The 12,563-nt window shown below is 59.5% G+C and carries 13 protein-coding genes and 7 tRNA genes; 7 read left to right on the top strand and 13 right to left on the bottom strand.

The window, feature by feature from the left end; all coding sequences use genetic code 11:
• The 5 genes from YWU_RS18920 to YWU_RS0108780 form a co-directional block, all read right to left on the bottom strand.
• Positions 1-176 (bottom strand): helix-turn-helix domain-containing protein (locus YWU_RS18920; protein WP_205618314.1); only part of this gene is annotated, 176 nt, incomplete at its 3' end.
• A gap of 25 nt (positions 177-201) precedes the next feature.
• Positions 202-1,005: a Dyp-type peroxidase gene (locus tag YWU_RS16030; RefSeq protein WP_084142011.1), complete on the bottom strand. Its 804-nt coding sequence runs from the start codon at positions 1,003-1,005 to the stop codon at positions 202-204.
• A gap of 3 nt (positions 1,006-1,008) precedes the next feature.
• The gene (gene efeO, locus YWU_RS0108770; RefSeq protein ID WP_027020183.1) at positions 1,009-2,274 is read right to left on the bottom strand and encodes an iron uptake system protein EfeO; all 1,266 of its coding nucleotides are present in this window, start codon (positions 2,272-2,274) and stop codon (positions 1,009-1,011) included.
• A gap of 26 nt (positions 2,275-2,300) precedes the next feature.
• Positions 2,301-3,197 carry an iron uptake transporter permease EfeU gene (efeU, locus tag YWU_RS16035; RefSeq protein WP_034647584.1) on the bottom strand — a complete coding sequence of 299 codons (897 nt, stop codon included), beginning with the start codon at positions 3,195-3,197 and terminating at the stop codon, positions 2,301-2,303.
• A gap of 189 nt (positions 3,198-3,386) precedes the next feature.
• Entirely contained in the window at positions 3,387-3,947 is a 561-nt protein-coding gene (locus YWU_RS0108780) for a DUF3000 domain-containing protein (RefSeq protein WP_027020184.1), read from the bottom strand.
• Positions 3,948-4,014: 67 nt separating this feature from the next.
• Between YWU_RS0108780 and hemE the strand changes: the two genes are divergently transcribed.
• From hemE to YWU_RS0108800, 4 genes are read left to right on the top strand one after another with little or no spacing between them, the layout of a single operon-like run.
• Positions 4,015-5,127 carry a uroporphyrinogen decarboxylase gene (gene hemE, locus YWU_RS0108785; RefSeq protein WP_027020185.1) on the top strand — a complete coding sequence of 371 codons (1,113 nt, stop codon included), beginning with the start codon at positions 4,015-4,017 and terminating at the stop codon, positions 5,125-5,127.
• A 35-nt stretch (positions 5,128-5,162) separates the two neighbouring features.
• Complete coding sequence (locus YWU_RS0108790) at positions 5,163-6,584, top strand: protoporphyrinogen oxidase (RefSeq protein WP_027020186.1); 1,422 nt, start codon at positions 5,163-5,165, stop codon at positions 6,582-6,584.
• A 50-nt stretch (positions 6,585-6,634) separates the two neighbouring features.
• Entirely contained in the window at positions 6,635-7,333 is a 699-nt protein-coding gene (gene hemQ / locus YWU_RS0108795; RefSeq protein ID WP_027020187.1) for a hydrogen peroxide-dependent heme synthase, read from the top strand.
• Positions 7,334-7,340: 7 nt separating this feature from the next.
• Positions 7,341-8,054 (top strand): dihydrofolate reductase family protein, encoded by a 714-nt coding sequence (locus YWU_RS0108800; RefSeq protein WP_169718898.1) that lies wholly within the window; start codon positions 7,341-7,343, stop codon positions 8,052-8,054.
• Here the strand turns inward: YWU_RS0108800 and msrB are convergent.
• Complete coding sequence (gene msrB / locus YWU_RS0108805) at positions 8,008-8,421, bottom strand: peptide-methionine (R)-S-oxide reductase MsrB (protein WP_027020189.1); 414 nt, start codon at positions 8,419-8,421, stop codon at positions 8,008-8,010. The two genes, YWU_RS0108800 and msrB, sit on opposite strands and share 47 nt — an antisense overlap.
• A 1-nt stretch (position 8,422) precedes the next feature.
• Positions 8,423-9,724 (bottom strand): glycosyltransferase family 87 protein, encoded by a 1,302-nt coding sequence (locus YWU_RS16040; protein WP_156892780.1) that lies wholly within the window; start codon positions 9,722-9,724, stop codon positions 8,423-8,425.
• A gap of 162 nt (positions 9,725-9,886) precedes the next feature.
• Between YWU_RS16040 and YWU_RS0108815 the strand changes: the two genes are divergently transcribed.
• Positions 9,887-10,375 carry a ferritin gene (locus tag YWU_RS0108815; RefSeq protein ID WP_027020190.1) on the top strand — a complete coding sequence of 163 codons (489 nt, stop codon included), beginning with the start codon at positions 9,887-9,889 and terminating at the stop codon, positions 10,373-10,375.
• Positions 10,376-10,858: 483 nt separating this feature from the next.
• Here the strand turns inward: YWU_RS0108815 and YWU_RS0108820 are convergent.
• The 6 genes from YWU_RS0108820 to YWU_RS0108845 all read right to left on the bottom strand — a co-directional run bounded on the left by YWU_RS0108820 (position 10,859) and on the right by YWU_RS0108845 (position 11,495).
• A tRNA-Gly gene (locus YWU_RS0108820) sits at positions 10,859-10,934 on the bottom strand.
• A 30-nt stretch (positions 10,935-10,964) separates the two neighbouring features.
• A tRNA-Val gene (locus tag YWU_RS0108825) sits at positions 10,965-11,036 on the bottom strand.
• A gap of 11 nt (positions 11,037-11,047) precedes the next feature.
• Positions 11,048-11,118 (bottom strand) — tRNA-Cys (locus YWU_RS0108830).
• Positions 11,119-11,174: 56 nt separating this feature from the next.
• A tRNA-Gly gene (locus YWU_RS0108835) sits at positions 11,175-11,247 on the bottom strand.
• 30 nt (positions 11,248-11,277) lie between these two features.
• Positions 11,278-11,349, bottom strand: a tRNA-Val gene (locus tag YWU_RS0108840).
• Positions 11,350-11,422: 73 nt separating this feature from the next.
• Positions 11,423-11,495: transfer RNA gene (locus tag YWU_RS0108845), tRNA-Gly, on the bottom strand.
• Between the two features lie 265 nt (positions 11,496-11,760).
• Between YWU_RS0108845 and YWU_RS0108850 the strand changes: the two genes are divergently transcribed.
• Both YWU_RS0108850 and YWU_RS0108855 read left to right on the top strand, forming a co-directional pair.
• Positions 11,761-11,832 (top strand) — tRNA-Val (locus YWU_RS0108850).
• A gap of 178 nt (positions 11,833-12,010) precedes the next feature.
• Positions 12,011-12,562, top strand: coding sequence for a copper resistance CopC family protein (locus tag YWU_RS0108855; protein WP_034647585.1), 552 nt, complete (start codon positions 12,011-12,013; stop codon positions 12,560-12,562).
• Position 12,563 lies beyond the last annotated feature (1 nt).

Consider the following 12,563-nt stretch of genomic DNA (forward strand, 5'->3'; position numbering starts at 1 on the left):
CCGTCCTCCACCGCGGCGCGCTGCAACCATTTCTGCAGGGTCATCGGGTGAACGCCGAAATCTTTCGCAATCTGCTCGATCGTCACACCTGGTTCACGACTCCTCGCAACACGCACAACGTCGTCACGGAACTCTCGGGGATAGGGCTTCGGCACAATGACATCCTTCCAGCCCACCCTCCCGGGCAAGCCAACTCAGATGTCACCTACACGTGCAGCAGACCCGATCAGACTCTTCCGCCTTGATATTGGCCGTACCGTCTTTCTGTCCAAACAGGTTTCGTGGGGTCTTCTGCGAGACCGTGGTCGACGAAGTCCGTCCGAACCCAAGTTGGGACCATCGGAGTACTGCGGTTCCCACCGCCATGCGCGTGAGATTGCGAATTGCGTGAGAGGCCACTTGTGGATCGTCGGCACAGGCCTGAATGCATAGGTCACCGTCGGAAAGCTCAGGTTGGATGAAGTCGTTGGCCATCACGGGAAGTTCAGTGAAATCCGCAGGCATACGGTCGGCGATTCCGAACCTGTCAGTTCCATCTGCGGTTCGGAAGAAGGTTCGTCCAAAGCCGAATGTCAGAGACAGACCAGAGGGCCCGAGGTCGAAGGCTTCCCCGGAATCATCTGGAGGAAAGTTCGGTCCACCACCGAAGGCTCCACGGGCGCTGGTCTCCCCACCGAGAGTGAGACGTCGGGCGGCGGCGGTCCACCTCTCGAGGAGGTCTATTACGGCTTCCCGGGTTGCTCCCTCATCGAAGTCGAACGCGGCGAAGTGAAGCCGGTCCTGCGCCTCAGTAATGATTCCGGCCTGATGAGGGCCGTCAAAATCGTAGGTCTTTTCATTGGTGTCGGTAATAGTGGCGGTGACCTCAGGTGACCGAATGTGCCGGTCGACAGCGATTCCACCACTGGCGCCGATCGCGACCCCGACTCCGCTGGCACCGAGGAGCCCCAGCATCGAACGTCTGCTGATTCTCTGACGTGAGGCAGTTGAGTCGTGGTCGCTCATTGCTCAGCCCTCGATGCCTAGGACGGTTCCGGTGAGGCGGGAGAGCGGTTCGCGCAGTGCATCGATCTTGCGGGTCAGTTCAGCCTGCTGTGCAGCAGTAACCTCGTCATACATGGTGAAACCGGAATCGAGGTCGCCATATTCGTCGAGAAGTGCCTGGAGATCGTCAAATTGACGATTGATCTCCTCGACTAGTTCCCGGCCCTCATCACCCTTGCCTTTTGCGATCGGAGCGACCAGATCAAAGGCGATACGAGAGCCTTGGATATTGGCCTGGAAATCCCACAGGTCATAGTGAGACCACCAGTTTTCTTCACCTGTGACCTTGGTGACTGCCACTTCCTCGAGAAGACTGATCGCTCCATTCGAGACACTGGAGATGTTGATTTCCTGGTCCTCGATGAAGTTCGGGTCGTTGACGGTGTCATAGAGAGTGTTCACGTCGTCGATGAGGCTCTGACCAATGAACTGGCGCTCCTCCGGGGAGCTTTCCGTCCATCCTTCGGTAGCGGGTGCGCCATCTGCATTGCGGTCACCTTCGGCCGGAGGCCACAGGTCCTTCTTGATTCTGTGAAATCCGGTCCACTGAGTGAATTCGGGGTCGTCAGCCTCTAGTTGGTCGGCCTCAGCGAGGTAGTCGACCTCTCGGTAGTCGATGCGTGGATCCAATGTGCCCAAAGCCTCCGCGATCGGCTCAATCCGTTCATAGTTGATTCGGGTCGTTGCGTAGAGGTCGCGTGCCTCTGCGTCGTTCCCGTCCATGTAAGCCTGTGCGAATGTTTCGACGTTTGGCACAAGTTCGGAGACCTCGTTCTTTACAAAAGCGATGTAATCGTTGACGACGCCGTCGAAAAGCTCCTGATCGCTTTCCGATACCGGTAGTGCTTCTCCGGTGACTGTGAATGAGGCCTGGCCGATGTTGGCGCCACGAAGGTCCGGCTTGCAAGCGGTGTAGTAGTCGCCCGGAGGAATGGCGACCGTCAGTTCGGCGGAAGATCCCGGGGCGATGTTCTCCAGCTCCGAGACGATTCGCAGCCCGTCAGAGCCGAGAAGGTAAAACTCGGTGACCTTGTCACCCTCGTTGGTGATCGTGAAGGTGTGCGCTCCGCTCTCGACAGAATCCGCGGAGACTTCACAAGAGTCGGCGGTCGAGGTCACCGTGATTGTGTCGGCGTTGGAGTCTGCGGAGTTGCCTGTATCAGAGCAACCAGTCAAAAGGACTGTGGACGAGACTGCCAGGACGGTGAGAGAGGTGTATCGGTTGTTCATCAGAACACTCCTTGGGAAATGGGAGGTCAGCTGCGGCGAGCCGTGCGGACCTTGGAGATAAAGAGGGGAACGATGATGGTCAGGTAGCCTGCCCAGGCAGTCACTTCGAGCCAGGTCATCTGCGGTACGAACCCGAAAATTCCCTTGAGGAAGGCAGCGAGAGGACCTGCTGGGTCAATGAGATGCTCGAGATTGAACGCCCATCCGAACGGGTAGGCGGCACCCCAGAACGGGTACGCGGTGAATCCGGTGAGGACCTCTCCGGTGCGAGGGTGCGTTGGCGCGATGGGAGCCCCGGAGAAGGGCCCCGGAAGGAACGCAGCCTCCTGAAGGTCGTGAATGCCGTACGCCAGGATCCTCGCGGCGACGATGATCAGGAACGCGCCGGACCAGGTGAAAAACGTGCTGAAAGGGAAGCGGAGCACTCCGTGATGGATGGCAACACCCAGCGCCACGGCGACTGCTACTCCGACTAGGGCGCCTATGATCGCAGCCGGATCCGTCATCCATCCCCACAACAGAAGTGTGGTCTCGATGCCTTCACAGCCCACCGTGATGAATGCGAGCCAAAACATGCCCCAAGCCCCGAGCCCCAGTTTCGCTGCTGCGCTGGTCTCCAAGTCTTTCCGCATGTTCCGGCCGGCCTTTTGCATCCAGAAGATCATTCCGGTGATCATCACGACGGCGAGTAGCGACATGGAACCGCCGATCATCTCTTGGACGCGAAAACTCAAAGAGCTCCGGCCAAACGTGAAGACCGCTCCCAGTGCGACAGAGAGCACTACCGCGACCAGCACCCCGGACCAGATTTTCTGGCGGGCCTCAGGGCGCCCTTGCCGCTGCACGTAGGCCAGCAGGATTCCGATAATTAAGGCAGCTTCGAGGCCTTCGCGCACACCGATGAGGAAGGAAGCGAAGAACATTTGTGTCTTCTTACAGGCAGGTGTCCGTAGTGGTCAGAGGCCACATCGGGAACACTTGATCGCCTCCATGGTGAGGCAGATCTGAAGATACGCCTGAGGAAACCCGAAAAAGAAGACCCTGAAGGGTTATTCGGTGAGTCTAACCTAATATAGGGGTACCGGAATGTGGGAAGTTCTTCGTTCCGATGGTCACCCCGCGGAAGCGCCGAGGGCGGTGATTCCTTCTGGAGGTAGTCCAGCGACATGAGCCAGAACCGTAGCGAAGGCTTGAACGTGGCTCGCCAGATCTCCTGAGGTCACCGTCCACGAGGCCCTCAGTTCCAACTGCGACGCCTCTTGGGCGCCGTCAATGTCCCCGTACGTCACCGAATTGGTGCATGTGACGGTGCCGCCGAGGCCGTCGTACTGCGTGTTCTCGGAGTCCAGACCTTCCTGTAGCCACTGCCAGGTGACTCTCGGCAGCAGCGGATCCTGGGATAGGGCCAGATCCATGTCTGCCTGAATGTAGGTAACTAATCGCATATCGGCGGCAGAGCCCGGATCATGAAGGAGGATTAGGCGGCCGAAGGCGTCGCCTTCCTGGTCCATCGGATCCTGGCGTTCGACCTCAAGGCCCAGCGCATATGAACAGGGCGCGAGGTTTTTGGGAGCCGGGATCTCTGAGGCGGTAATGTCCCGCCGGATCTGCGCGGCGTTCATGGACGCAACGGCGTCAGTGAAGCTCTGTGGTGCATCCCCGTTGTCGGTCACATGCGGCAATCTATCGTTTCGGGTGGGCCGGAGCCGGAAGGCGCGCCGGATGGGGCATGATTGACGCATGACTCTTCGCCGTGAACTGACTGATGCCCCGATTCTCGATGCAGCCGCAGGACGAACTCCCAGCCGTCGTCCGGTTTGGTTCATGCGACAGGCTGGCAGGTCTCTGCCGGAGTACCGCCAGGTCCGCGAAGGCATCCCCATGCTGGATTCGTGCTTCATGCCCGAACTACTGGCTGAAATTACGATGCAGCCGGTGCGTCGTCATGATGTCGACGCTGCAATCCTTTTCTCTGACATCGTTGTGCCACTGAAGGCAGCGGGTGTTGACTTGGACATCGTGCCGGGCCGTGGTCCGGTTGTTGCTGAGCCCATCCGTACCGCTGCTGACATTGACGCTCTTCCGGAGTTTTCTCCGGAGCAGGTGGAGAAGGTCCAGGAGGGTATCTCGATCATCCTGAGTGAACTCACGGATCAGCAGGCTCTCATTGGCTTTGCCGGCGCACCGTTCACCTTGGCCTCGTACCTCGTCGAGGGCGGCCCTTCGAAGAACCATGAGCGCACCAAGGCACTCATGCACTCCGAGCCGGAGACCTGGGACCGTTTGATGCGAAAGATCACCCCGTTGATCTCGGGCTTCCTCCGCGCGCAGATCGATGCAGGCATCGATGCACTGCAGTTGTTCGATTCCTGGGCTGGCTTCCTCACAGAGCGTGACTACCGTCGATTTGTTCTGCCGCACTCGACGAACATTCTGGATTCGGTGGCCGACGCAGGTATCCCGCGGATCCACTTCGGCGTCGGCACCGGTGAGCTCCTTGGAGCAATGGCAGAGGCCGGCCCCGAGGTCGTCGGTGTGGACTGGCGAGTGCCGATGGACAAGGCCGCGCACCGTATCGCTGATTCCCTGGACCGAGTTAACTCCGGCGATGGCAGGGGAGAGCAGGCCCGCGCACTGCAGGGCAACCTCGACCCGGCTCTCTTCTTCGCCGGCGATGATGCGCTGCGGTCTGAGGTCACTCGCATCACAGAGGAGACGGATCGCGCAATTTCTGAGGGCGTTGCTCGTGGTCACATCTTCAATCTCGGCCACGGGGTCATGCCGAACACTGACCCGGAAGCCATCGCGCGTACCGTTGAGATGGTTCACGCGATCGAGCCGCTGCAGCGGTAGTCGCACCACTTTTCGGACATCCACGAGGAGACGCGATGCAGGAGACCACCCCGACCATCGTCGTGCTGGGAGCAGGCCTGACCGGCCTTGTCGCAGCTCACCGACTGCGGGAAAGGCTCGGCCCGGATGCTGAGATCATCATCGCGGACCCGGCTGACGAGCCCGGTGGAAAACTTCGCAGCGTGATGATGGAGTCGGGGCCGGTCGAAGTAGGCGCTGAGGCGTATCTGGCTTTCCGAGCCGATGCGACTGAGTACTTCGAGCAGCTCGGACTTGCCGATCAACTAGTTGAGCCTTCGGGTCTGCCTTCGACGGTGTATTCCGCCGGCGGCACGCACCCAATGCCTCGGGACACGGTGATGGGAATTCCCGCCTCTTCGGAGGCGGTCGGCGATTTGGTGTCGGATGAAGGGCGCTCGCTTATCGACGCTGAGGTCCACACCTCCTTCACCTGGACTCCCGGCGAAGACCGTCTGCTTGGTGAACTTGTCGCCGAACGAATGGGCAGGGAAGTAGTCGACCGAGTGGTGACACCTCTCTTTGGTGGCGTTTATTCCACTCGCGCCGACCATCTGGGCATCCGGGCGACAGTCCCACAGTTGGCTCATGCCCTTGATGCACTTGCTGCTGATGGTGCCGACGTCACTCTGACGGGCGCGGTGGAGAGGGTGTTGAGTGAGCGTCGGGAAGCGAATGAAGCTCGTGTCGCCTCCACCGGAGGCGTCAAGGTGCCGGTGTTCCGCACATTCCGCGACGGTTATGCCGTGCTTATCGACGCCCTGCTCGAACGCACCGAACCCGACCTGAGGATGGGAACCGAGACCGGACGCATCGTGCCGCGCAACGCCGGCGGATTCCACGTGCCGGGCGTAGGGGACGCGGACGCGGTAGTTGTGGCAACACCTGCTCCGTATGCCGCTGAACTGCTAGAACTGGTCGCACGTGACGCTGCCGGAATCATCGGCAATGTCGACCTAGCCAGCTCCGCTGTCGTAGCCATGCGCTTCGACGACGATGCTGGATTGCCTGAAAACTCCGGAGTGCTCGTCGCCGTTGATGGTGGCTTATCGGCGAAGGCCTTCACGTTCTCCTCCCGCAAGTGGCCGCACCTGGGTGAGCGTGGCGGAGCGATCGTCCGAGCTTCGTTCGGCCGGTTCGGGGATGACTCGCTGGTGCAGCTTTCCGACGAGGAACTCATTGACCTCGCGGTGACCGACTTGGCAACAGCTACGGGGTTCTCGACGCCTCCGGCCGAAACCTATGTTCAACGGTGGTGGGGCGGGCTTCCGCGATATGACGCCGGACACGCCGAAGCGATGGATGCCGTCGACGGCCTGATGGACGAAGTCACCGGCATCGCAGCCGCAGGCGCCTGGCACCGCGGGCCTGGCGTACCTGCCTGCATTACCGACGCGCGACGGGCAGCCGATACCGTCGCCGACGCACTTTTCGACTGAGGGTAGGCTCAGCCCTCAGGTACACAATCTCACAAGGGGAGAAACTGGCAATGGCCAAGCTCGACTACGACAAGCTCAACTCGATGCAGCGATACGAGATGTTCACCGCCTATAAGGTCACCCCCGGTCGCCTGGGTGATGACCGTTCCGCCGCCGTCGAGGAAGCACGTGCCTTCGTGGATTCCTACGCGGACGCCGACCTGGAAATCCGCGGAATTTACGACATCGCCGGTCTGCGCGCTGAGGCTGACTACATGTTCTGGATCCACGCAGAGAAGATCGAGGACATCCAGGAGTTCTACAAGCGCTTCCTGCGGGAAACGGCCCTTGGTCAGGCATCTGAGCCGTTCTGGTCGAATGCAGCGCTGCACCGCCCGGCAGAATTCAACAAGTCCCACCTGCCGAGCTTCATCATGGGTGAAGAGGCCGAGCGCTATATCTGCGTGTACCCGTTCGTTCGTTCCTACGATTGGTACCTCATGGACGCCGCCGATCGCCGCCGTATCCTCGCCGAGCACGGAATGGCCGGCCGCGATTACCCCGACATTCGTGCGAACACCGTGCCGTCCTTCGCACTCGGTGATTACGAGTGGATTCTCGCCTTCGAGGGCCCAGACCTCGGCCGCATCGTCGAACTGATGTGGAAGATGCGCTACACCGAGGCCCGTCTCCACGTCCGCGAAGAAGTTCCGTTCTTCACCGGCTGCAAGGTCGATGACATCGCCGAACTGGTCAACACGCTGCCCTAAGAGCACCATGACCACCGAATTGAGCCGGATATTCCCGGCAAGCCACTATCGGTGGCCTGAGTCCCCGGACTTCTGGGTCCGGGGAAATCTCATACTCGGGGCGGACTGGTTATGGACCGTCGACGGGGTGTCGGGGGCGTTGGGCAACGAGACCGATCGGGCGTTGTTTATCTATCTGCGTGACACAGCGGACGTGATTGTCGTTGGCGGCGGAACCGCCCGCGCAGAGGACTATTCAGGGGCACGACGCTCTGCAGTGACTGATCTCGTCCCAGCCCTGGTGGTTGTAGCTACCTCCGCGCGGAACTTTTCAGAAGACTCCAGTCTCATCAAGGATATCCTTGTGCCAACCGACATCGTCGTTCAGTCGACAGATGATCCGGCTGACGTCGCCCGCTTACGATCAGTTGGAGCGCGGGTACATCCAGTACTCGGTGACTTGTGGGCTGATGATCTCGTGGCCTGGTTACAGCGCCGTGGATTCCGCAGAGTTCTCCTCGAGGGAGGCCCTGGGTTGTTCGAGAAATTTGCTGAGTCAGGCCTCATCGACGAATGCTGCGTCACCCAGTCTCCAGTGTCTGCTGCCGCTGGTCACCAGGTAGAAAAATATCGTCCCAACTGGCTGGGAGATGTCCAGCGCGCGTGGGTCGATGAAGAGGGTTACGTGGGGGAGATCAGGCGGTGTCGCCGGCCGCTTCCAGAGTCAGACACACCGAATTGATGCAGTACCGGAGATCGGTTGGCGTGTTGTATCCCTCGCCCTTAAAGACGTGGCCGAGGTGAGAATTGCACTGCGCGCAGAGGACCTCTGTGCGGACCATTCCGAACGTGCGGTCTTCCTTCAGAATGACTGCGTCCGAGTCAGCGGGATCAAAGAATGACGGCCACCCGCAGTGGCTATGGAACTTCTCCGTCGAGCGGAACAATTCGGTATTGCAGGCACGGCACCGGTAGATGCCTTCGGTCTCGGTATCGGTGTATTCGCCGACGAAGGCGGGTTCGGTGCCGCCACGGCGGAGGACATCGAATTCGGCTGCGCTGAGACGTTCCTGCCACTCTTTGTCAGACAGGTTCCAGTTCTCGCTCATGTCATGCTCCCTTCGGTGAAGCGGTTTCCGGTGCCGCGATCCTACGCTTCATCGGACGGCCGGGGATGAGGTCTCCGCCGGCGGCAACCTCGTCAATGGTCCATTTGACCAAAATTCCAGTGACGGAGACGGCTAGCAGAGTCCAGCCAATCATTCCGCGTCCGACGTCCCACCAGAACGAACCCATTGCCCACTGGTCAGTCCACCAACCAATGAATCCGAAGATCAGGACCATAGCAACCCAGGCGGGCCACGAGGCCATGACGCTGCGGACGGGTCGTCCCTCAAGGTCTCGGCGGCCTTCCAGCACTCGAATCAGTGTGAAGATCATGGGGAACAGGAACATCGAATAGTACATCTGGCCGAGAGACAGCAGAAGGAACCCTGCGAGGAAAAGAAGCCCCGAAGAAGTGGCGGCCCAGAAGATCGGATCACGGTTGACCCATCGCAGCGTCAGTGCGAGGCCCACGATGATCGCCAGGGCGATAATTGCCTGCCATAGGGTCAGCCACCGTTCGGATACTCCGAAGTACTCGAACTGTCCGGCAAGGGAGACATTGGCGTGGAGGCGAACCTCGGAAAGGTACGGCATCGTCAGGTCAATGTACTCACGCGGCGAGTTCATCATGGGCCAGGCAATGATGTTCACGAGTGCAGGCACCGCAAGAGCGGAACCGATCGTGGAGAACTGCTTCCGGACGAACGGAAGGAACAGCAGGGGTGCGAAGACCGGCTTCACCGCTATCGCAAGTCCGAGAAGGATACCCGCCCAAATGCCACGGTCTTTCAGCAACAAGATGAGGAAGCCGACCAGCATCAGGAGAAGAAGTCCATTGATGTTCGTGAACTGGATCGTATTGGTGACCGATTCAGTGATGAACACGGCAGCAAGCGACGCCGGGAACACCCAGGAACGCAGGGATACTCCCATCCATCGAATGAGAAGTGCGATCGCTGCGATGATCGCAATTGCTTGTACTGCTAGGAAGACGTGCCGCGCCACGTCTACATCATCGGTGTAGCCGATAAGCGGAGTGATCAGCAGAGTTCCACCAGGGGAGTAGAGGAAGTGAGGCTCAACGCTCTGGTAGTCCTGCTGGTAAATCGGATTGCCATCAACGAAGCCGCGCACGGCACGGAAGACCGTGGTGAAGTCGTCCGTGTTCCCCATGTTCGTGCCCACAAAGATCGAGCGGTGAAGAATGGTGAGCACGGCGATGGGCCAGAACACACGGAGCAGGATTGAGTTCCTGGATCCGGTGTTCCTGGGGGCGCGGGGGCTTCCGACTATCGGTGTTTTCACGTGGTCCACCGTACCGTTCCGCCCCCTAAACGAAGGGCTTGGGTTAGGAGTGGTGAGCAATAAGTTTCCCAGTCAGGGGTACCCATTAAAGGTAAGGTGCACCTTTGATAGTGTATATGTCCATTCTTGCAGAGACTTAAAAGGTCGTCTTATAGTGGGGTCATGCGACTCAACGACACCCTCGAAACCGCCTTCAATGATCAGATCACCCTCGAGCTGACTGCTTCCAGCGTCTACCGTCAGCTTGCTATCGAACTGGACCTCCTCGACCTCAACGGCATGGCCGCCTGGATGCGCAAGCAGTCCCAGGAAGAGATCGAGCACGCTCAGAAGTTCATCGAGCACCTCGACGCTCGCGACAACCGCGCTCAGATTGGCGACATCCCCAAGCCGGACGTCAAGATCTCCCAGCCGATCGACGCCTTCCGTATCGCCCTGGAGCACGAGGAGACCGTTTCTGCGGCCATCCGCAAGCTCCGCAAGCTCGCCGACGATGAGGGCGACGTCGACTCCCGTCCGCTGCTCGACGAATTCCTCGTCGAGCAGATCGAAGAGGAGGACACCGTCCGTACCATCATCGGTCGTCTCAATATCGTGGGCAACGAAGGATCCGGCGTCCTTCGCGTCGACGACGAGCTCAGCTCTCGCTAGAACGCCCGGACGCCACCGTCCGTGCTTCACCAAGCCCTACAGGGTCAGCCACCCTGTGGGGCTTCTTCATGTCACCGACATCATCCATTAACTAATTGTTATGAACCGTATCGCCACTGCCGAGTCCGCATGGACCAGGGGCGCCTTCCGATGTGATAATTATCTAAGACTGACAGTGAGTTGCGATTGAACTGCGCCCGGCGGAAGCTCGTTGGGCGTCTCACACGGGGATGCCTTCTCTGCGTGGCCCTAATACCCTCTGGTTGTTGCGAAGTGGACTCGGGTATGCAACGACCACAGGGTGTTCGGCGCACGCGCAGAGGTGGCTGCTTCCACCACGGGGGATCCTGACGGGCCTACTGGCTGATTGTGCTCCCGGGGTCGGCGGGCCCAGCGTGTTGCGTCTCTTAATCCTCCCTTGGCCCAGAACGGCAGTGGGGGAGCGCAATGCAAAAACCCGCCGACCGAAGTCGACGGGTTAAATGGAGCGGATGACGGGATTCGAACCCGCGACCCTCACCTTGGCAAGGTGATGCGCTACCAGCTGCGCCACATCCGCATTGGTTGACTATGAAACACAGTAAACCTGTGCGCGATACTGGGATTGAACCAGTGACCTCTTCCGTGTCAGGGAAGCGCTCTCCCGCTGAGCTAAACGCGCTTGATCGTACGAGGTGGAAACGGGAATCGAACCCGTGTGCACGGTTTTGCAGACCGTTGCCTCACCACTCGGCCATTCCACCGTGGCATTTCTGCCTCTAGCCATCTCCGGGGGACGGGAATCCTCCGGGAAGGCTTGAGCGGATGACGGGATTCGAACCCGCGACCCTCACCTTGGCAAGGTGATGCGCTACCAGCTGCGCCACATCCGCATTGGTTGACTATGAAACACAGTAAACCTGTGCGCGATACTGGGATTGAACCAGTGACCTCTTCCGTGTCAGGGAAGCGCTCTCCCGCTGAGCTAAACGCGCATGCGAGAACTGCCTTACGGCTGTCCTTCAAGGTCTGTACTCTACTTGCCGGAGCCCGTAAAAGTAAAACCAGAGCGGATGACGGGATTCGAACCCGCGACCCTCACCTTGGCAAGGTGATGCGCTACCAGCTGCGCCACATCCGCATTTCTGCACCTGCATGCTGGAGGGAACGTTTCCGTTGCCCGACCGGCTTGCGGTGCGAGAAGAACAGTAGCGTAATTCGCTGAATGTGAACAAATCCCCAGGTTGTTCACTATTCCGCTTGCATTCCGATGAATGGGAAGTGAATGAATCCCGCGGAGGAGCACGTGTGAATCCATCTCGACGCCTGTACAGCCCCTGAATTTCATTGTCTGTGCCTTCCGTGCTAACTTCTGTCTCAGCGAATCGCGTTTCGGCGCGCTGTATAGCTCCATAGCTCAGTGGAAGAGCGTTCCGTTCACACCGGAAAGGTCGCTGGTTCGAACCCAGTTGGAGCTACCGCCAAGGCCCGCACCATTAGGCGCGGGTTTTTGTGCATCCACTGTCTTTGAGTGTCAACTGTGATTACTGACTCTGTATGAATCGGGAACTTTCCCTCGGACGAGTTCGACTACTTGAGAAGTAGCGGGTTCTGTCTGACAGAACGCGGTCGTCGAACGAAGGATTCGGAAGATCAATGAAGGTTCACAACATGCGGCGGGCTTTCGCCGCAGTCACGGTGATGGCTATGGCCAGTCTCGTGGCCCCGGCCACCGCCCAGGCCCACGACTGGGTCATCAGCTCGGTCCCGGCCGAGGGGGATGCCCTCACGGAGTTCCCCGATGAGGTCGAGCTGAACTTCTCGGCTGAGCCACGTCCTAACTTCAACACCATTGCCATCAGCGACACAGATACCCAGGAAGTTCTGTTCACCGGAGAGCCGACGCTTGATGGGCGCCTCATCCATATCGACCTCCCAGAGGATCTCGATCCGGGCGATGGAAATTACCAGGTCGGATTCCAGATCACTTCCTCTGACGGGCACTCCACCCGCGGGCAGGTCGGATTTTCGGTAGAGGGCGCCTCAGCCTCTGCGGAAGCCGATGATCAAGAAAGCGACGTCGAACCGCTCGTCGAAGAAGACGACAGCGGAATCCCGGGATGGGCGATCGGTGTCGGTGTCGGAGTCGTGGTGCTAATCGTCGCCGTCGTGGCGGGGGTGGCGGCCGTCACGCGGAAGAAGGGCTGAC

Source organism: Corynebacterium sputi DSM 45148, from assembly GCF_000427865.1.
GTDB lineage: Bacteria > Actinomycetota > Actinomycetes > Mycobacteriales > Mycobacteriaceae > Corynebacterium > Corynebacterium sputi.